Origin of the sequence: Enterococcus avium ATCC 14025, assembly GCF_000406965.1 — a bacterium.
GTDB classification, from domain to species: Bacteria; Bacillota; Bacilli; order Lactobacillales; family Enterococcaceae; genus Enterococcus_A; species Enterococcus_A avium.
This window is the reverse complement of sequence record NZ_KE136358.1, coordinates 51,274-72,797: the sequence shown is the minus strand read 5'-3', so window position 1 is coordinate 72,797 and position 21,524 is coordinate 51,274. Positions and strand designations below refer to the sequence as shown.

At 38.7% G+C, this 21,524-nt stretch carries 16 protein-coding genes; 14 read left to right on the top strand and 2 right to left on the bottom strand.

From position 1 onward, the window contains the following. Positions 1-110: 110 nt before the first annotated feature. The 6 genes from uvrA to whiA all read left to right on the top strand — a co-directional run bounded on the left by uvrA (position 111) and on the right by whiA (position 8,075). Positions 111-2,933, top strand: a complete 2,823-nt coding sequence (uvrA, locus tag OMU_RS06590) for an excinuclease ABC subunit UvrA (RefSeq protein ID WP_016179191.1) — start codon at positions 111-113, stop codon at positions 2,931-2,933. Positions 2,934-3,034: 101 nt separating this feature from the next. After that, positions 3,035-4,291, top strand: coding sequence for a carboxylate--amine ligase (locus tag OMU_RS06585; RefSeq protein ID WP_016179190.1), 1,257 nt, complete (start codon positions 3,035-3,037; stop codon positions 4,289-4,291). A gap of 2 nt (positions 4,292-4,293) precedes the next feature. Next, entirely contained in the window at positions 4,294-5,007 is a 714-nt protein-coding gene (locus OMU_RS06580; protein ID WP_016179189.1) for an amino acid racemase, read from the top strand. Positions 5,008-5,228: 221 nt separating this feature from the next. Further along, the gene (gene rapZ / locus OMU_RS06575; RefSeq protein WP_016179188.1) at positions 5,229-6,116 is read left to right on the top strand and encodes an RNase adapter RapZ; all 888 of its coding nucleotides are present in this window, start codon (positions 5,229-5,231) and stop codon (positions 6,114-6,116) included. Then, positions 6,113-7,111: a gluconeogenesis factor YvcK family protein gene (locus OMU_RS06570; RefSeq protein ID WP_016179187.1), complete on the top strand. Its 999-nt coding sequence runs from the start codon at positions 6,113-6,115 to the stop codon at positions 7,109-7,111. The genes rapZ and OMU_RS06570 overlap by 4 nt, the downstream gene beginning before the upstream one ends. A 28-nt stretch (positions 7,112-7,139) precedes the next feature. Next, complete coding sequence (whiA, locus tag OMU_RS06565) at positions 7,140-8,075, top strand: DNA-binding protein WhiA (RefSeq protein ID WP_016179186.1); 936 nt, start codon at positions 7,140-7,142, stop codon at positions 8,073-8,075. Between the two features lie 81 nt (positions 8,076-8,156). On the opposite strand, the gene OMU_RS06560 is transcribed toward whiA, so the two are convergent. Beyond that, on the bottom strand, positions 8,157-8,672 hold the full coding sequence (locus tag OMU_RS06560; protein WP_016179185.1) for a thioredoxin domain-containing protein: 516 nt from the start codon (positions 8,670-8,672) through the stop codon (positions 8,157-8,159). A gap of 253 nt (positions 8,673-8,925) precedes the next feature. On the opposite strand from OMU_RS06560, the gene nifJ reads away from it, so the two are divergent. From nifJ to glmM, 4 genes are all read left to right on the top strand, one after another. Further along, positions 8,926-12,597, top strand: coding sequence for a pyruvate:ferredoxin (flavodoxin) oxidoreductase (nifJ, locus tag OMU_RS06555; RefSeq protein WP_016179184.1), 3,672 nt, complete (start codon positions 8,926-8,928; stop codon positions 12,595-12,597). A gap of 108 nt (positions 12,598-12,705) precedes the next feature. Continuing rightward, positions 12,706-13,590, top strand: coding sequence for a diadenylate cyclase CdaA (gene cdaA, locus OMU_RS06550; protein ID WP_016179183.1), 885 nt, complete (start codon positions 12,706-12,708; stop codon positions 13,588-13,590). Continuing rightward, positions 13,587-14,693 carry a CdaR family protein gene (locus OMU_RS06545; RefSeq protein WP_016179182.1) on the top strand — a complete coding sequence of 369 codons (1,107 nt, stop codon included), beginning with the start codon at positions 13,587-13,589 and terminating at the stop codon, positions 14,691-14,693. Before cdaA ends, OMU_RS06545 begins: the two co-directional genes overlap by 4 nt. Before the next feature lie 23 nt (positions 14,694-14,716). Continuing rightward, complete coding sequence (gene glmM, locus OMU_RS06540) at positions 14,717-16,072, top strand: phosphoglucosamine mutase (RefSeq protein ID WP_016179181.1); 1,356 nt, start codon at positions 14,717-14,719, stop codon at positions 16,070-16,072. Positions 16,073-16,160: 88 nt separating this feature from the next. Here the strand turns inward: glmM and glmS are convergent, their stop codons facing one another. Beyond that, the gene (gene glmS, locus OMU_RS06535) at positions 16,161-17,969 is read right to left on the bottom strand and encodes a glutamine--fructose-6-phosphate transaminase (isomerizing) (protein WP_016179180.1); all 1,809 of its coding nucleotides are present in this window, start codon (positions 17,967-17,969) and stop codon (positions 16,161-16,163) included. A gap of 481 nt (positions 17,970-18,450) precedes the next feature. Between glmS and OMU_RS06530 the strand changes: the two genes are divergently transcribed. From OMU_RS06530 to OMU_RS06515, 4 genes are all read left to right on the top strand, one after another. Further along, complete coding sequence (locus OMU_RS06530; RefSeq protein ID WP_016179179.1) at positions 18,451-18,738, top strand: hypothetical protein; 288 nt, start codon at positions 18,451-18,453, stop codon at positions 18,736-18,738. 185 nt (positions 18,739-18,923) lie between these two features. Beyond that, positions 18,924-19,952 carry a signal peptide peptidase SppA gene (gene sppA, locus OMU_RS06525; RefSeq protein ID WP_016179178.1) on the top strand — a complete coding sequence of 343 codons (1,029 nt, stop codon included), beginning with the start codon at positions 18,924-18,926 and terminating at the stop codon, positions 19,950-19,952. 2 nt (positions 19,953-19,954) lie between these two features. Then, entirely contained in the window at positions 19,955-20,503 is a 549-nt protein-coding gene (locus OMU_RS06520; RefSeq protein WP_016179177.1) for an RDD family protein, read from the top strand. After that, a complete protein-coding gene (locus OMU_RS06515; protein WP_016179176.1) occupies positions 20,500-21,435 on the top strand; it encodes a tetratricopeptide repeat protein in 936 nt (311 codons plus the stop codon). Before OMU_RS06520 ends, OMU_RS06515 begins: the two co-directional genes overlap by 4 nt. Positions 21,436-21,524 lie beyond the last annotated feature (89 nt).

Sequence of the window (21,524 nt, the reverse complement as noted above, 5' to 3'; positions counted from 1 at the left end):
TAGTAAGAGTATGATTCCGCTTTGCTGCCTTGCTAATCTTAGTGAAATAAAATTAATAAGGCAGCTAAGCATAAAAAAATTACAGTAAATCAATGAAATAGGAGATATAAATGGCAAATGATAAGATAGTTATTCACGGAGCGCGCGCTCATAATTTGAAAAATGTAGATGTCACGATTCCTCGTGATAAAATGGTGGTTGTTACTGGTTTATCTGGTTCTGGAAAGAGTTCATTGGCCTTTGATACGTTGTATGCGGAAGGCCAACGTCGTTATGTGGAGAGTCTATCTGCATACGCCCGTCAATTCTTAGGTCAAATGGATAAGCCGGATGTTGATAGTATTGATGGCTTAAGCCCAGCGATTTCTATCGACCAAAAGACAACAAGCAAGAATCCTCGATCGACTGTGGGAACTGTAACTGAAATCAATGATTATTTACGATTGCTTTATGCCCGCGTAGGCCATCCAATTTGTCCTAATGATCATATTGAAATCACTTCACAGTCAGTGGAGCAAATGGTCGATAAAGTTTTGGAATTACCCGAACGGACGAAAATTCAAATTCTAGCTCCTGTAGTTGCTAAGAAAAAAGGGCAGCATAAAAAAGTTTTTGAAATGATTCAACGGGAAGGTTACGTCCGCATGCGTGTTGATGGTGAATTGTATGATGTAACCGAAGCTCCTGAACTAACCAAAAATAAAAAGCATGATATCGAAATTATCGTTGACCGGATCGTTGTAAAAGATGGCATTCGATCGCGCTTATTTGATTCTTTTGAAGCAGCTTTGCGTTTAGCAGAGGGTTATGCGATTGTTGATGTGATCGGTGAAAAAGAAATGCTATTCAGTGAACATTATGCTTGTCCTTATTGTGGATTTACTGTTGGCGAGCTTGAACCTCGTCTGTTTTCATTCAACGCACCATTTGGCGCTTGTCCAGATTGTGATGGTTTAGGGGTGAAACTAGAAGTCGATATGGATCTAGTGATTCCCGATCAAAGTAAGACATTACGTCAAGGCGCCTTGATTCCTTGGAATCCAATCAGTTCGCAATACTATCCACAAATGTTGGAACAGGCCTGCTTGAGCTTTGGCATTGACATGGATACACCTTTTGAAGATTTACCGAAGGAACATCAGGATATTATTTTAAATGGTTCTAACGGGGAGAACTTCCATTTCCATTATGAAAATGATTTTGGCGGTGTTCGTGACGTAGAGGTGCCATTTGAAGGAATTATCAACAATATTAATCGTCGATACGCTGAAACAAATAGTGATTTCACTCGAGATCAAATGCGTTTGTATATGACTGAGTTGACCTGTCAAACTTGTCATGGGTATCGTTTGAATCCTCAAGCCTTGTCAGTTCAGATCAATGATACGAATATAGGACAGGTGAGTGAAGATTCAATTAATAGCGCACTAGACTTTTTCGAAACAATTGCTTTGAGCGAACAAGAAAAAGTTATTGCTAAACCCATTTTGAAAGAAATTAAGGATCGGCTAAGCTTTTTGCGAAATGTCGGTCTGGATTATCTGACCTTAAGCCGTGCATCTGGAACATTATCTGGAGGAGAAGCGCAACGAATTCGATTAGCAACTCAGATTGGTTCAAATTTATCTGGTGTGCTTTATATTTTAGATGAGCCATCAATTGGTTTGCATCAACGAGATAATGACCGTTTGATCGAATCTTTAAAGAAAATGCGCGATCTTGGAAATACGTTGATCGTTGTTGAACATGATGAAGACACAATGCGCGCTGCGGATTATCTGATTGATGTAGGTCCAGGAGCAGGTGATCAGGGCGGAGAAATCGTGGCTGCTGGGACACCAAAAGAAGTTGAAAAGAATCCTAAATCGTTAACTGGTCAATATTTATCTGGTAAACGAGAAATTGCTGTACCTAAGGAACGCCGGAAAGGAAATGGCAAGAAGATCAAAATCACCGGTGCTGCTGAGAATAATTTAAAAAATATTGATGCAGAGTTCCCATTAGGTAAGTTTGTCGCGGTTACAGGTGTTTCTGGCTCAGGAAAGTCAACTCTGGTTAATCAAATATTGAAGAAAGCTCTAGCGCAAAAGCTTAACCGTAATTCCAATAAACCAGGCAAATTCAAGAAGATCACTGGTTACAATAATATTGAAAAATTAGTTGATATTGATCAAAGTCCAATTGGACGGACACCACGAAGCAATCCGGCAACCTATACGAGTGTGTTTGATGACATTCGTGATTTATTTGCTCAAACAAATGAAGCAAAAATTCGTGGCTATAAAAAAGGACGATTCAGTTTTAACGTTAAGGGTGGCCGCTGTGAGGCTTGTCGCGGAGATGGAATCATCAAAATTGAAATGCATTTCTTACCAGATGTGTATGTTCCGTGTGAAGTTTGTCATGGCAAACGCTACAACTCAGAAACGTTGGAAGTTCACTACAAAGGTAAGAATATTGCGGATATTTTAGAAATGACTGTCGAAGATGCCGTAGAGTTCTTCAAGCATATACCTAAAATTCATCGAAAATTGCAAACGATTGTTGATGTTGGTTTAGGTTATGTTACTATGGGGCAACCAGCAACGACGCTATCTGGTGGTGAAGCGCAACGGATGAAGCTTGCCAGCGAACTGCACAAGAATTCGAATGGTAAGAATTTTTATATCCTGGATGAACCAACTACTGGGTTGCATACAGATGACATTGCACGTTTATTGAAGGTGCTTGAACGCTTCGTTGACGCTGGTAACACAGTTCTGGTAATTGAACATAATTTAGATGTGATTAAGTCAGCTGACTATGTGATTGATTTGGGACCAGAAGGCGGCGATGGCGGCGGTACTGTTTTAGCGACAGGTACACCTGAAGAAATTGCTGAAGTACCGGAGAGTTACACCGGACATTATTTAAAACGCGTTCTTAAAAAATAAGTAACTGATAAAGCTTAATGCAGGTAAAGGATTCTCCTTTGCTTGCATTTTTCTTTATGGTATGATTATCGTTGATTTAGAATGAGAAGGTGTAAGAGAATATGAATGAAAAACAAAAATTTGTACCGATCCTGTTAGGAAGCGACATCAATGTATATGGAATGTCTCGTTCTTTCCATGAAGCATATGGAATCGTTTCTGAAGCTTATGCTGGTTTACAGTTGGCGCCGACAAAATACAGTAAAATCGTGAATGTCCATGTTGTACCAGGATTCGATAAAGATCCTGTGTTCATGGATAAAATGCGCGAATTAGGAAAGACTACCTATAATAACCCCGAAACAAAATATTTGCTGATTGCCTGCGGAGATGGGTATGCGGAGTTGGTTTCACAACACAAGGAAGAGCTTTCTGAATGGTTTATTTGCCCTTATATTGATTTTGACTTGTTGCAACGTTTGATCAGTAAAGTCAGCTTTTATGAAATCTGTGAAAAGTATGATTTACCTTACCCAAAAACCTTCATTATTACAGAGGATATGCTTGAAGCGGGAAAATTGAAACAAGATTTGCCCTTTGACTTTCCAGTAGCCTTGAAACCTGCTAATAGTGTCGAGTGGTTATCAATTGATTTTGAAGGACGCAAAAAGGCCTTTATCCTAGATACACGTGACGAATTCGATACGATCATTGAACGAATTTATCAAGCCGGCTATACAAGTGAGATGATTGCCCAAGATTTCATCCCAGGTGACGATAGCAATATGCGCGTACTAAACGCTTACGTGGATCAAAATCATCAAGTTCGCATGATGTGTTTGGGGCATCCATTGCTAGAAGATCCTTCTCCTGAAGCAATCGGAAATTATGTAGCCATCATGCCTGAATACAATGAAAAAATCTATCAAACCATCAAGAGCTTTTTAGAAAAAATCGATTATACTGGCTTTGCTAACTTCGATATGAAATATGATCCGCGAGATGGTGAGTATAAGTTATTCGAAATCAACTTACGTCAAGGGCGTAGCAGTTTCTTTGTGACATTAAACGGCTTCAACTTAGCCCAATATGTAACAGAGGATCGTGTTTTTGAGAAACCTTTTGATGAAACAATTTACGGCAAAGCTGAACCAGCTAATTCAAAATTATGGATGGGTGTTCCTAAGAGTGTTTTTGAAAAATATGCTCGTAACAATGTAGATAAAGATAGAGCCCTAGAAATGATTAAAAAGGATCAATGGGGGACAACTGTCTTTTACAAGAAAGATATGTCCTTGATGCGATGGGTATTAATGAAATATATGTTTAGCCAATATAAAGGCCGTTTTGATTTATTCTTTAAAGAGAAAGAAGGATAAACATGGAAAATTTCTTTAGTATACTTGGCGGTATGGGGACGATGGCAACGGAGAGTTTCATTCGAATTCTTAATCAACGGACTCAGGCTCATAACGATCAAGAATATCTAAACTACGTCATGTTCAATCATGCGACAGTTCCCGATCGAACTGCTTACATTTTAGATAATAAGGCAGCGAATCCCCTACCTTTTCTGCTAGATGATATCGAGAAACAAAACTTATTAAAGCCAGATTTTATCGTCTTGACTTGTAACACGGCTCATTATTTTTTCGAGCAATTGCAAGGTGCAACGAAGATCCCCCTATTGCATATGCCGCGAGAAGCTGTTAATGAAGTAACGAAGAATCATCAAAAAGGGGATAAAATTGCTGTTCTGGCTACTGCTGGAACTATGTCCGCTAAAGTTTATCAAAGCGAACTGGAAATAAAGGGATATGAAGTTCTGGTCCCTGAAAAAGAGTTGCAAGACAAGGTCAATCATCTGATTTATCATGATGTGAAGGAAAATGACTTTATAAATAGTGAGCTGTATTTAGAAATTCTTTCAGACGTTTTTGAAAAGCATGGATGTCAAAACGCTATTTTAGGCTGTACAGAGCTGTCTTTAGTCCAAGAATTGACGAAAGATGTACCATATTCTGTGATCGATGCCCAATCAATTTTAGCAGATCGGACAATTGAACTAGCGCTAAAAAACAGATCTTCCAAGTAGGAAGGTTTGTTTTTTTGGTCGTGTTATTACGAAAATTTAAAGAATTATAAAAAAGTAGCAAAGACACGCCAGGAATGTTATAATTTTTTTAGAAGGCAAAGGAGTTTTTGCCTTTTTTTAGCGCACATATAAAAAGAGTATTCATATGAAGATTTAGTCACTTAGATAGTCTGATAGATTATTTTGAAATAATTTCCTTAAAAAAGAGAGGAGAGACACAAATGACTGAGAGTTTACATTTAGTTGTCATTACTGGTATGAGTGGTGCGGGGAAAACCGTGGCGATTCAAAGCTTTGAAGATATGGGGTATTTTTGCGTGGATAACATGCCTCCAGGTTTAATTCCGAAATTCTGGGAATTAATCCGTGAATCAGGAAAGGTAACAAAAATCGCCCTAGTGGTTGATTTGCGTTCACGGTCATTTTTCGAAGATATTCAAAATATGTTGGTAGAAATTGAAAATACAGGTTTTATTGATACGAGTATTCTATTTTTAGATTGCTCTGATGAGGAGTTAGTTTCTCGTTACAAAGAGACTCGCCGTGCACATCCCCTTGCAATGGAGGGCATGATCACCGAGGGAATCCGCAAGGAACGGGCAATTTTGGAAGATTTAAAAAATCGTGCAACATTAATGATTGACACGACTGATTTAACTCCGCGTCAATTGCGCGAAAAAATTAATCAATCATTTAAACAGCAGGATGATTTAGGCTTCCATGTGGAGGTTGTTTCATTTGGTTTCAAGTATGGTTTGCCGATTGATGCGGATATCGTGATGGATGTTCGCTTCTTACCAAATCCACACTATATCCCAGAATTACGACCGCAAACGGGATTAGATAAGCCTGTTTACGATTATGTTATGTCATTTCCTGAAACAGAAAGCTTTTATACGAATTTTGTACGAATGATCATGGATATTCTGCCAGGCTACATCAAAGAAGGAAAAAGCTCTTTAACAATTGCGATCGGCTGCACAGGTGGTCAACATCGTTCGGTTGCATTGACTGAACGGGTAGGCAAGGCGATTAAAGATGCAGATTATAAAGTCAATATTACGCATCGTGATAAGGATAAGCGGAAAGAGACGGTGAATCGTTCATGAAAATGAAAACATATCGTATCCGCAAACCTAAGATTGTCGTAATAGGCGGCGGAACTGGTCTGCCGGTCATTTTGAAAAGCTTGCGCAACCAAAGTGCGGATATCACTGCTGTCGTCACTGTTGCCGACGATGGTGGAAGCAGCGGTGAATTACGTGATTCAATTGACATGGCACCACCCGGGGACTTGCGAAATGTATTAGCAGCGTTATCTGATATGCCAAAACTCTATGAAGATTTATTTCAGTATCGTTTTCATGAAAGTGATAAGTTTTTAGCAAATCATACGATTGGCAATCTGTTGATTGCTGCATTGTCTGAAATGCGCAATAGTACTTATGAAGCGATTCAATTACTTTCTATGATGATGCATGTTGATGGACATATTTATCCATCGTCAGAGATGCCGTTAGTGTTGCACGCTGATTTTGATGATGGAACCAGTGCAGTAGGAGAGTCCAAAATTGCTATTGATCGCAAAAATATCGAAAAGGTTTACGTTACTGATAAAAGCGGAGAAAAGGCTGTCCACGCGGCTCGTAAAGTTGTTAATGCGATCAATGAAGCAGATATGGTCGTACTAGGTCCAGGGTCGTTATTTACGAGCATTTTACCTAATCTGATGATCGAAGAATTAGGCGAAGCCGTTCGCACGACAAACGCGGAAGTTGTCTATATTTGTAATATCATGACTCAAAAAGGTGAAACCGAGCATTTCAGTGATGCAGATCATATTCGTGTTTTACATAAGCATCTTAAAAGTAATTTTATTGATACGGTCTTAGTTAATACCGAGCACGTACCAGAGGGATACATGGATCCTGAAATCTATGATGAATATTTAGTGCAAGTGACTCACGATTTCAACGGCTTACGAGAACAAGGTTGTCGAGTTGTTTCCACTGATTTCTTGAAATTACGTGATGGCGGTGTATTCCACGATGGTGATAAGGTGGTTGATGAATTGTTCCGAATTGTTTTTGGGGCAAAAATTTAATATTAAGTAGAAATAAGGAGGGCTCGCCATGTCTTTTGCAGCAGAGGTAAAAAAGGAATTAACGGGTCTGGCGGTCCAAAAGAATCTCGCGCAAGCTGAATTAGCTGCTTTGATACGAATGAACGGTTCGCTTAGTTTGAACAATCATCAATTTGTTTTGAACGTTCAAACGGAAAATGCCGCAATTGCTCGTCGAATTTTTACGCTGTTGAAAGAGCATTACGGTGTTCGCAGCGAATTGCTGGTACGGCGTAAAATGAAATTGAAGAAAAATAATGTTTATATTGTACGGCTGAAACAGGAAACTCAGAAAATATTACTAGATTTGGATATCATGGACGGTGCGATGTTTCAATCGCATATTTCTAATGAGATCAAACAATCAGAGAAAAAAACTCGCGCATATTTAAGAGGGGCTTTTTTGGCTTCTGGTTCAGTTAATAATCCAGAAACTAGTCGCTATCATTTAGAGATTTCGTCGATCTATGAGGAGCATAATCAAGATATTTGTGATTTACTCAACCAGTTCGACTTAAATGCACGTACCCTGGAGCGCAGAAATGGGTACATCACGTATCTAAAAGGGGCCGAGAAAATTGCCGACTTTTTAACGTTGATTGGCGCGACGAACTCGATGTTAAAATTTGAAGATGTTCGAATCGTACGTGACATGCGCAATTCGGTTAATCGTTTGGTTAATTGCGAGACAGCGAATATGAATAAGACAATTGATGCTGCTTCAAAGCAGATTGAAAACATTCATTTTATTGAAGCTACTGTCGGTTTGCAGTCTTTACCTGAGAAGTTGCAGGAAATCGCAGAATTAAGAATACAAAATCCAGAAATTAGTTTAAAAGAATTAGGAGAAATGATTCCATCAGGTGCAATCTCCAAATCGGGAATCAATCATCGAATTCGTAAGATCAATGACTTTGCAGATAATTTACGCAAAAAAACCGTTTGATTTTGAAGTGAAGCGACCTCCAAATGTTAGATTTTTGATCTAACATTCGGAGGTCAGTTCAATTCCAAACGGTTTTTTTATCTATTCAGCAATATATGATTTTAATGTGGCTTCATCAATAGATTCGTCAAAAATATGTTCGCCTAAAACAATTGTTGGTACAAATTTGATATTGGCTTGTTCGGCTTCGTTGCGTATCTCGCTTTGCAATATTTGGTTTGCTTGCTGGTTGAAACGCAGTGTTTTTTCGGCGTACTCAGCGACAGCTTCGAGTTCGAAATCTTGCCAAATTGTTTGGGTTTCGAACGCCTGTTGAATTTGTGTTAATGCCTTTTCAGGGTCAGTATCAATGTATTCATGCATAACATTGCCGCGTTGTAAACTAATTTTATCCTTGTCTAGTAATTTGATGACGCGTTGAATTTTCCCTTCTGTGACAGCTTGATTTAACGTGTCATAAGATTCTTCGAACCACTGTTTACAGTAAGGGCAACGGAGGTTGATAAATTCAATCAAGCGTTTTGGTGCTGTATCAGATCCAATTTTAATCCCATTAAAATCATTGACTAGCTTTCCTTTAATAACTGAAATATCCATACGAAAACACATCCTTTCATCTATTAGTGTACAGAATATTTATAAGAATACAAACTCTTTTCATATAAATTAAGTTAAAAAGCCTACAAGACATATTGAAATTAAGGTATGTTAGTTTATAATAAATCCGTTGTTATAAAAATTCTAAAATTGGTATCTCAAGAATCCAAGTATCTTGTAGAGATATTACAGAAATATAGGTTGTTTTTCTACATTAGAAATGACAACAATTAATTGAAAAAGGAGGAGACACATGCGTAAGAAAAAAACGATGGATGGAAATACAGCTGCTGCTTATATTTCATACGCATTTACAGAATTAGCCGCAATTTACCCGATCACTCCTAGCTCAACAATGGCCGAACTTGTAGACCAGTGGGCTTCACAAGGAAAGAAAAATATATTTGGTCAACCCGTATCAATTACGGAAATGCAATCAGAGGCCGGTGCCGCTGGTGTCGTACATGGTGCGCTGAAAACCGGCGCATTAACTACGACTTATACTGCCTCTCAGGGATTGCTCTTGATGATTCCTAACATGTATAAGATCGCCGGTGAATTGTTACCAGGCGTTTTTCATGTTGCTAGTCGTGCCGTTACGACAAATGCATTGAATATTTTTGGTGATCACGGAGATGTAATGGCAGCTCGTCAAACAGGCTTCGCTATGCTGCAAGAAAGTAGTGTGCAAGAAGTAATGGATTTATCTGCTGTCGCACATTTGGCCGCGATTGAAGGTAGTTTGCCTTTCATGAATTTTTTCGATGGTTTCCGGACGAGCCATGAGATTCAAAAGGTCGAGGTGCTTGATTATCAGGAGCTGGCGCCGTTAATTAACCAAGAAAAATTAAGAGCTTTCCGTAAACGTAGTATGAATCCCAATCATCCTACCATCAGCGGAACCAATCAAAATCCAGATGTACATTTTCAACAAAGGGAAACAGTCAATCGCTATTATGATGAACTGCCAGCAATTGTCCAAAAATATATGTTTGAAATTAATAAATTACGTGGAACAAACTACGACTTAGTAACCTATTATGGTGCTGAAGATGCTGAAGAGGTTATTGTAGCGATGGGTTCCGTAGCCCAAACTATTGAGCAGACGGTGGACTATTTAAATGCAAACGGACGTAAGGTTGGATTTCTAAACATTCATTTGTATCGTCCGTTCCCGACTGAAAATTTTTTGGACAAACTGCCGGATACTGTTAAATCAATTGCTGTATTGGATCGTTCAAAAGAGCCGGGGGCAGATGGGGAACCACTTTTATTAGACGTTCAAGGAGTAATGTATGAAGCGGATGTTCGTCCTAAAATCATTGGCGGTCGTTTTGGTTTAGGCTCTAAGGATGTGACTCCAGATCAAATTATTGCTGTTTACGATGAATTGACCAAGAATAAAAAAGAAGCAAAAAAACGTTTTACGATTGGAATCGTTGATGATGTAACAAATATGTCATTAGAAACAAAGGGTATTCTTGACCTGACAAATCCTAAAACATTTCAAGCAAAATTCTGGGGATTTGGGTCAGATGGAACCGTTGGTGCGAATAAGTCGGCTATTAAGATTATTGGGGACCATACAGATAAATACGCACAGGGATATTTCAGTTATGATTCAAAAAAATCGGGCGGATTAACTGTTTCTCATTTACGATTTGGTGATACGCCGATCCGTTCGACGTATCTTGTTGAGAGTGCAGATTTTATCGCTTGTCATACACCAGCTTATATTCACACTTATGATCTATTAAAAGGTCTGAAGCCAGGCGGAGTCTTCTTAATGAATACTATGTGGAATGATGCGCAGATTGATCGATTACTGCCAGCTAAGATGAAGCGTTATATTGCAGAAAATGATATTAAATTTTATACCATCAATGCCGCGAAATTAGCAATGGATGTTGGTTTAGGTTCACGAATCAATACAGTTATGCAAACGGCGTTTTTCCGTTTAACTGGGATCATTCCTTTTGAGGAAGTATTAGATATTTTAAAAGCGGAAGCAGATAAGAGCTATCGACGGAAATCATTAGAGATCGTCGAAAAAAATATAGCTGCGATTAATCAAACAGTTGAACTTTTACATCAAGTTCAAGTACCTGAAACTTGGGCTAAAGTAGAGATTCCAAAAAAAATCCGGCAAACACCGGTTACTCAATATGTGGAACAAATCGTCGAACCGATAAATTCACAACAAGGAAATAGCTTGACAGTGAATGATTTAGTTATAAATGGGATGACAGATGGAACTATACCAACAGGTACAGCGAAGTTTGAGAAACGTGGTGTAGCTTTAGAAGTTCCGCACTGGATTAGTGACCGCTGCACGATGTGTAATGAATGTTCATTTGTTTGTCCTCACGCTGCAATTCGACCATTCTTAGCCGATGAGGAAGAAATGGAGGCAGCACCTGAAGGATACATTGTAAGAGAGATGCGTGGTGCTGATGGACAGAAATACCGTATTCAGGTTTCCGTTGAAGATTGTACAGGTTGCGGCTTGTGTGTGGAGGCTTGTCCGGCGAAAGGTAAAGCTTTGGTCATGAAGCCTTACGAAGAGGAAAAAGAACAAGCAATCAACTGGGCATTCTCAATGACTTTAAAGCAAAAGGCAAATCCTGCAAAAACAAATTCTGTTTTAGGCTCTCAATTTAATCAACCATTGCTTGAATTCTCAGGCGCTTGTGCTGGCTGTGGAGAAACACCTTATGTCAAATTAATGACACAAATGTTTGGTGATCGTATGATGATTGCTAATGCAACTGGTTGTTCATCTATTTGGGGTGCGGCGGCTCCAGTCAGTCCATATACAACGAATGAAAAAGGACAAGGACCCGCTTGGTCGAATTCGTTGTTTGAAGATAATGCGGAGTATGGCTACGGTATGTTTTTAGCAAACCAAACACGTCGTAAAGAGCTAGCTGATAAAATCAATGATGTACTAGATTACGTTTCAGATGATTTACGAGAGTTGTTGGAAGACTGGATGGATCATATGTTTGAATCAGAAGGGACGCAACAAAGAGCCACAAAACTAGCGGCGGCCTTAGAAGTGGCGGATTTATCTGATCCAAAGCTTGCTGATATTTATGATAATCGTGATTTGTTTGTGAAAACCAGTCAGTGGATGTTTGGTGGTGATGGCTGGGCTTATGATATCGGCTTTGGCGGGATAGATCATATTTTAGCCAGCGGTGCTGACGTAAATATTTTGGTAATGGATAATGAAGTTTATTCTAATACAGGCGGTCAAACGTCTAAAGCGACCCCAGCTTCTGCTATTGCGAAATTTTCTGCGGGTGGAAAATATCAGTCTAAAAAAGACTTAGGTATGATGGCGATGACCTATGGCAATGTCTATGTGGCTCAAATTGCCTCTGGAGCAAACCAAATGCAAACCATCAAAGCTCTAGAAGAAGCAGAAAAATTCCCTGGACCTTCGCTTGTAATTGCTTATACGCCATGTATTAATCACGGGTTACGCGGTGGAATGAGCAAAACGCTGCAAGAAGCAAAAGATGCTGTTAATTCAGGCTATTGGTCACTGTATCGTTACAATCCTTTACAACGTGAAAAAGGTAAAAATCCGATGACATTGGACTATAAGAAACCAAATTTTGATGAAATGATCGGATTCATGAAACAACAAACACGTTTTTCTGCGTTGGAAAGAATTCAACCTGAAGATGCACAGCGTCTATACCAAAAGACAGTAAATGATGCACAGACTCGTTTCTATAATTACGCCCGGTTAGCCGGACAAGAAGAAAAGATTCGTGCGAAATTAGCTGGAACTAAGTTGGAAAATACTGATGAAGCAGTCAATGTTAAACTAAAACGTGAGCGTAAAGTTGATCCAGAAGCAGAAGCTAGACGCGCTGCACGCCGAGCAGCACGAGCTGAGAAACGTAAAAAATAGTTATATTTGAGAGTCTTAGCTTGCTAAGGCTCTCTCTTAAATTTTATGCTAGAGCTGTACCATTGTGGTATAATTGTAGAGAATTTTGGATAGAAAGAGAGGTTATTCATGCCTAATCGTTTAATTGAATTATTCAAACCAGATTATTGGCTTAGCTTTTTTTCTGAGAATCTTTCAACCTGGGATATTATCGTCAACCTTTTAGATATATTTGTTGTTTGGTTTCTGATTTATCGTTTGTTTGAACTTGTTCGCGGAACAAAGGCTGTTCAATTGCTTAAAGGTGTCGCAATCTTTATCGGTATCCGGATTGTTGCCGAGTTAATTGGTCTGCATACGTTATCGTGGCTGATGAATCAGGTCATCACTTATGGCGTGATTGCGGCAATTATTATCTTTCAGCCGGAAGTTCGACGTGGTTTAGAGCATCTAGGACGCAGTGCTTTCTTTAAAACATCGAAGAAAGAAGAGCTGGATGATGAACGGATGATTTTGGCCTTCGATAAAGCCATTCAATACATGTCAAAACGAAAAATCGGGGCTCTAGTCACAATTCAACGTTCAACAGGCTTAGACGAGTATATTGAAACCGGAATTGATCTAGATGCGGATATTACCGGCGAGTTATTGATCAATATTTTTATTCCTAATACACCTCTGCACGATGGCGCTGTTATCGTCAAAGATGGAAAAATCGCAGTTGCCTCTGCTTATTTACCTCTTTCGGATAGTATGCTAATTCCAAAAGAATTCGGAACCAGACATCGAGCGGCAGTTGGTATTAGTGAAGTCAGCGATGCTCTGACTTTCATCGTCTCAGAAGAGACAGGTGGTGTAAGCATTACGTTAAGCAATGACTTCCTGCACGACTTGACCCAAGAAGAATACTTGGCTGTAATGCGACGAGAATTACTACCGGATGAGAAAATTGTAGGGAGAAAGAGTCTCTTGCAAACCTTTTTGGAAGGTTTGACTAAAGGAGGCAAAAAATGAGAATTAAGTTCAAAAAAGACAACGTACCTTATATGTTGATCTCCCTGCTATTTAGTTTAATCTTATTTTTTAATGTAAATAGTTCAAATTTCAGCAGATTAATTTCATCTGATACGAACTATGAAGAATCTATACAGAATGTACCGATTAATGTTGTTTACGATTCTGATGATTATTTTGTTCATGGGTTTTCATCAAATGTAACAGTCAAATTGAGCGGTGCTAATAGGATTCAATTGAATAGAGAAATCGATCCAGATACTCGCAATTTCAGTGTAGTTGCTGATTTATCTAAGCTTGGATCTGGAACGCATGAAGTTAGATTGAAAACGAAAAATTTATCTAGTTCACTTTTTGCAACGATTGAACCAGAAACAATTTCAGTTACGATTGAAAAAAAGGTCAAAAAGAAATTTGATGTGTCTCCAATTTTAAGCAGTACGACCAGTAATAATGGATTGAAAGTCGGAGAACTGTCAACTCAACCAGAGAAGGTTGAAATCACAACTGGAGAAACCACAATGAAAGAAATCGATCGTGTTGTCGCTTCAGTAGATAGTAGTAAACTTTCTTCGGATCAGGAAAGTATCCAAGCACCTGTACAGGCTTTAAATGCCAGCGGCGAAGTATTGCCGATCCAATCAGATCCGCAAAATGTAACTGTCAATTTTGAAATTCAAACACCAAGTAAAGAAGTTTCGCTTTATCCGATTCAAGAAGGAGATTTGCCTTCGTCGGTTGAAAGTGTCAAAATCGATCTGAATCGAACAAAGGCAACAATTACTGGCGTGCAGTCAGTAATTGATCAAATAGACAGTATTGGTATTCCGGTTGACGTAAGTCAAATTCAAGGGACGGTAAAAAAATTTATCGATGTCCCAATCTCTGGAAATTATCAGGTTATTCCGAAAACAGTAAGTGCACAAGTAACACCAGTATTTAAAAAATCACAAGACTCAGAAACAAGTAGTACAAATCATTCTAGTTCGTCGACAACAGGAGCCGCGGGGAACTCAAGTGACAGTTCAAGATCTTCGGAAATGAGCACTGATACTCAAGCGACTAGCAGTCAAGAAGAGTCGACAAATCAATCAGCTAACTAGATGAAGAAGGGAAATATAATTTAATGGGTAAATATTTTGGAACAGATGGAGTACGCGGAATCGCGAATAAGGAGCTAACACCTGAGCTAGCATTTAAGTTGGGCCGTTGTGGTGGCTACGTTTTAAGTCAACATCATGAGAGTGAAGGACGTCCACGTGTTTTAGTAGGACGTGATACTCGTATCTCAGGCGAACTATTAGAAACAGCTTTGATTTCAGGGTTATTATCTGTTGGTATCGAAGTTTTCCAGCTTGGTGTTATCTCAACCCCAGGGGTGGCCTACTTAACGAGATTACAAAAAGCCTCTGCAGGTGTTATGATTTCTGCGTCACACAATCCAGCAGAAGATAATGGAATTAAATTTTTCGGTGGAGACGGCTTTAAATTAGTTGATGAACAAGAGGCTGAGATCGAAGCGTTGATTGATGCTGAGGAGGATACATTGCCGCGTCCATCTGCTGAAGGATTAGGGACATTAGACGAATTCCATGAAGGGTTATTAAAATATTCTCAGTTCTTAGTGCAGACAATTTCAGGCGATTTATCAGGGTTAACAGTTTGTGTAGATGCAGCTAATGGTGCAACTTCAACAAGTGTTAATCGCTTATTTGCCGATTTAGAAACTGATTTTTACACAATGGGAACTTCTCCGAACGGACTAAATATCAATGCGGGTGTTGGTTCCACTCATCCAGAAGCTTTAGCGAAAATGGTCGTTGAAAAGGGCGCAGATGCTGGTTTGGCTTTTGATGGTGATGGCGATCGAGTGATTGCGGTAGATGAGCTTGGAAATATCGTGGATGGGGATCGCATTATGTTTATCTGTGCGAAATATTTAGCCGAACGTAAACGGCTAAAAAAAGATACGGTTGTCACAACCGTTATGAGTAATTTAGGTTTTCATAAGGCTATTGAGGATATTGGTTTGGATGATGTCATTACACAGGTCGGGGACCGTTATGTGGTTGAAGAAATGCGTAAGAATGATTATAATCTTGGCGGTGAGCAATCAGGTCATGTATTGTTCTTAGACTACAATACAACAGGTGATGGTATGCTGACGGGGGTTCAATTATTAAACATTATGAAACAAACCGGTAAAAAGCTCTCAGAACTTGCTAGCGAGGTAACAATCTATCCTCAAAAATTGGTAAACATTCGTGTCAGCGACAAGTACGGTGCCATGGACGTACCAGCCATCAAACAAGCAATTGAAGAAGCAGAAGCAGAAATGAATGGAGACGGACGCATCTTAGTTCGTCCTTCAGGAACAGAACCGTTATTGCGAGTTATGGCTGAAGCGCCTACAGATGAAAAGGTCGACTACTATGTCGATAAAATCGCAGCAGTTGTTCGTGAAGAAATTGGATTAGATTAGAGAACAAAAACGCCTGATTTCTTAAGTTCGGGCGTTTTACATGTAAAAGAGGGAGTGACTATTACTTTTGTCACTCCCTCTAGTTTGTTTATTCAACAGTCACAGACTTAGCTAAGTTACGAGGTTTATCAACATCGTATCCACGCAATAAAGTTGCATAATAGGCAATTAATTGTCCTGGAATTACAGAGACAAGCGGACGTAAAAATTGATGAACGGTCGGTAAAATGATTTGGTCACCATCTTTGCTTAATTCTTCAGATGCAATTACTAAAGTATGGGCTCCACGACTTTCCACTTCTCTTAGATTTCCGCGCGTGTGAGGAGCGGTTACAGCCTCAGTAATGATTCCAATAACCGGCGTACCCTCTTCGACTAAAGCTATCGTACCGTGCTTCAATTCACCAGCTGCGAAGCCTTCTGCTTGAATATAAGAAATTTCTTTTAGTTTTAGTGCGACTTCCATTGAAACATAGTAATCTTCAGAACGTCCGATGTAGAAAGCGTTTCGAGTCGTTGCCAAATATTCAGCTGCAATTTCCTCGATCATCGTTTTTTCAGCAATCATCACATCCATTGCGTTCGCTGCGATTCCAAGTTCTTTTGTTAAATCAAATTCTTTTGCAGCAGTAATTTCTTTTGCTTCGCCAACAGCCTTTGCTAAAACGGTTAATGCTGCTATTTGAGCGGTATAGGCCTTAGTTGAAGCAACAGCAATTTCTGGTCCTGCATGTAGTAGCATTGTGTAGCTTGCTTCTCTAGATAAGGTTGATCCGGCAACGTTGGTCACAGTTAATGAAGGGTATCCAAGTTCATTAGTTTTTACTAACACTTGACGACTGTCCGCAGTTTCACCACTTTGTGTCAAGTAAATAAAGAACGGTTTCTCTGAAAGTAAAGGCATATTGTAACCAAATTCACTTGATAAATGGATTTCAACTGGAATATTGGCCAAGCCTTCGATAATCTGCTTGCTTGCCCAACCAGCATTATTACTTGTACCACAAGCAACAATATAAATACGATCACTGTTTAATAAACTTTGCAACAACTCATTTTCGATAACGACGGTTCCTGTTTCATCTGTGTACTCACTGATGATCCGACGCATCGTTGCAGGCTGTTCATCGATTTCTTTCAACATATAGTAAGGATAGGTACCTTTTTCCATATCAGAAAGATCAATTTTTGCTTCATAGGGAGCACGTTGGATTTCATTTCCAGACTCGTCTTCAATTTCAATACGATTTTTTATAACGATGACCATTTCCCCATCATTGATTTCAACAAATTGATTCGTTTGTTCTAACATTGCCATCGCATCGCTGCAGACTACATTGAAACCATCTCCTAAACCAATCAAAAGTGGGCTCTTGTTTTTGCCAACATAAATTGTTTCACGATCTTTTTTGTCGATTAAACCGAAAGCATATGATCCATGAATCTCTTTTAGTGCATTACGAAATGCTTCTTTTGTTGAAAGACCTTGTTCCGAAAAGTACTCGACCAAATGAACAGCAATTTCAGTGTCCGTTTCACCATAAAAAATGTCATCTGTTAAATATTTTTCTTTTAGCTCATCATAATTTTCGATTACACCGTTATGAACCAACACAAAGCGTTTACTTTGTGAAGTATGTGGATGAGCATTTTCTTCACTTGGTTCGCCATGGGTAGCCCAACGTGTATGACCAATTCCGATTGTGCCGTGTACGTCTTTACCAATTTTGTCGGCCAGTTCCTTAATTCGACCTTGAGACTTTACTAAAAAATCATCATTTTGATCTGCTACAAAGATGCCTGCTGAGTCATACCCGCGATATTCTAATTTCTCTAAACCATTCACTAAAATACTTGTTGCTTGATCATTTCCTACAATTCCTACGATTCCACACATAATGTCTTCCTACTTTCCTGTCATTATATGTTCCCGAGCTGTCCGATCATTTTTTTGTTCTTTTATAAAGTTTTTGTAATGATCTGTAGAGCACAGCAACCCTGAAGCCACCCGCCGAATCATTCGATTAGCTTCTTCCTCGTCACCTCTAGAAGAGGTCTGGCGCTATCTTATTGGTACATTTAAGATTTTTTTGTTTTACTCTCGGAAACAATGAATAATATAATACAAACTTTCAGTATAGTCAAACATTTTTTTATTTTTTAGTAATTGGTATATATGAAATTAGTGAAAAAAAGAGAGGGATAACAAAGAATCTTCTACGTTTCATCTGTAAGAAGAATAAGGTAGAATAGAGAAGTATCATTTATCGAATAGTTTTAGCGCAAATCTTTTTGTTACTTGTAGCGACTATTCGTTTGTAAAAAAGATATTTCTGTGAAGACTCTTTTCGCAGAAAATATATAAGGAGGAAAATAGAATGAACCAACCAGAAAATCTAACAGTCGGCGAGTTACGTAAATATTTAGCGCAACTTGTTGATAATCCAGAGATTAACGATGAAACGAAGATTTTCTTAGATACCGGCTGGGATAGTATTCAAGAAATCAATCCAGATGCGTTAAGCATTGAGGAAGCCCAAGCCTTCAAAATTGAAGATCCTTTAACGCATGAATTTTTTGGCGGATATTCTTTAGTGGAAAAAGCTGAAAAAATGAAAGCAGAAGGTCCAACAGAAAAAGTAATGATTATCCGTAATTTATATTAATGTGGTAGCTTTATTCTGAGTAAAATTAAGAATGTCAGTTCGACTTTTTTGCAACATATTTCAACATAAGATAGTTAATCAAATAGCTAATTTATCTAGACGTTTAGTTAAAGATATTGACATTCGAATCAAACTAATTTTTCTTGGAAAATTATCACTTTAAAAATGAACAAGGAGGAAGATAGATGAATAAAAGACGTTGGGTGGCGGTTGGTATTGCAGTAGTATTACTGATTTTCTCAGGAATCTCGACAACAATCAGCCGAAAAAATGAAAGTAAAAAAGAGCTTAGTCAAGTTAATGAACTACTGTATGGAACCGGTGAACCCCAAGAAAAAGTGGAAGAAGCTGGATCTAGCAGCAAAAAGATTGTCAAACTTGTTGTGGAAGGGACGATCATTGATGATGGCACTAGTGGATTGTTTTCAACTGGAGGATACAATCATGAATCCTTTATGAAGCAATTAGCTACAATTAAAAAGGATTCTTCAGTGAAAGGGATTTTGTTAGAGATCAACTCACCAGGAGGTTCAGTTTACGAGACAGCCGAAATTACTCGCGCATTGAAGGAATTGCAAAATGAGAAGAAAATTCCGATTTATGCTTCAATGGAAAGTCAAGCTGCTAGTGGCGGCTACTATATTGCAGCAAATTCGGATCGAATATTTGCAACTGAAGATACTATGACTGGTTCTATTGGAGTGATTATGTCCAGTATGAATTATTCTGGTCTGATGGAGAAGCTTGGGATTGCTGATGCTACGATTAAGAGTGGTGCTTTAAAAGATATCGGTTCTGGATCAAGACCACAGACAAAAGAAGACAAAGAGGTATTGCAAGCTTTTGTGGATAGTATGTATGGCCGATTCGTCAAAGTTGTAGCAGATGGTCGTAAAATGAATGAAGCAGATGTTCGGAAATTAGCGGATGGAAGAATTTACGATGGAGCTCAAGCTCTTGAAAATGGCTTGGTAGATGATATCGGTTATCCAGATCAAGCGTTGAAAGCCTTGCGGAAAGATAATGGGTTGAACGATGCGAAGGTTGTTTCTTATACAAGCGGATCAACAAATTTCTTGGATACTTGGCTTGGCAATAGTCTGGCGGAGTTGCAGGGGATTAAACCATCACAAGAAGAATTAGTTAGAAACATTGCCGAAAGCGTTGGTACTCCACAAGCTCCAAAGGCAATGTACCTCTATGGGGGTGAGTAAAAATGATTGAAGAAACTGACCAAAGACCTGCTGTCGGGCCGGTAACACGATTACTTGAACAGAAAAAAGAGCGTAAGCCGCAATTTCATCATTATCCAGATTATTTTTATGCGGGTTTTTGGATTCGATTTTTTGCATACCTTGTAGATTTAGCGTGTATTTCAGCCATTAATGGAATTTTATTAGGATTACCTGCAAATTTGTTTGGATTAACAAAGAATGATGAATTGTTCAGTATTTACGGGTTATTAACACTTGCTATTTATTTAGCTTATTTTGTGCTGCTGACAAAATTAAACAACGGGCAAACGATTGGAAAGATGATTTTTGGGATTCGAGTCGTCTGCTTTACAGAAGAAGAATTGAGCTGGCAAACTGTTTTAGTGCGTGAGTGTGCTTGTCGTTTTATTTTGCGAGGCTCGGTTTTTATGTTAGGTTATCTTGTAACAATTTTTACACCAAACAAGCAACATATCGGTGATTATTTCTCAGATACTAGTGTTGTTACATTAAATTTACTTGCAGCTAGAGAGGATTTTACACAGGGATGAATCCAATAGAATTTCCTAATAACGATCATTACTATTTAACTCTTGCTGAAGAGGCTTTTTCAGCAGGGAACTATTTACAAGCGTTGGAAAACTACAAACTTGCCTATCAAGAGAATCCTTCGACTAAACTAAACCATCTAATTGCCAATCTTTCCCTAGAACAAGGGGATTTTGAAGAGGCTTTAGCGTTTTCCGAGGAGGAACCAGACAGTTATCTCGAAGCACCAGAGACAATAGATCTTTATTTGCAAATTCAATTGTACTCACACAGATTTTTTGCAGCTCGTGAATTTTTATGGCGGGCTCAAAAGATGAAACAGCTAACAGAAGAACAGAGAAATCTTTGGTTGATGCGCATTGAGGATCAAGAATTTTTTTATCAAAAACAGCAACAGGCTATCATGGAGCAGCTTGAATCAGAGATTCGACAGTTACCGTTATTGTCGCCAATGGAACAACTGGTTTCAGTTAGAGCGATCAAGCAATTATCTGAGGAACGTCTGCAAGTATGGGCTAAAAAATTTATGCTGGAACCCAAAGTAACGCCTATAGTACGCAGCTATTTATTTGAAAGTTTAGCGCGAATAGGAGTTTCTGAGAAGGTTCACTATTTGACGTTCTTAGATGAGATAGCAGAGTTGTCACCAGCTATTACAGGAGTAGATGAAACTCTCCAAAATGAAATCTCAATCCGTTTGGATGAGCACTTAAGCGACGAAGATCCAATACTTTTATCAAATATATTGGAGCAAGTGAAATTGGAAATGGCCTTCTTATATCCATTGCAAAGATCATTTATGGAACCTGAAGCTTGGGTGGCTAGCTACTTATCAGAGTATTGGTCAGGGTATCGAAATAGCTCAGAGTTGCTTGATGAGAGGATTGAAACGATTCGAAAAAAGATAAAACAACTGATGTTCGCTTATCATTAAAAAATGCCTAGAGTAAAAGCTTTATATTTACATTTCACAATCAGTAGTGTAATATTTAATGGTATGCAAAATGCAAGTATATTAGTATT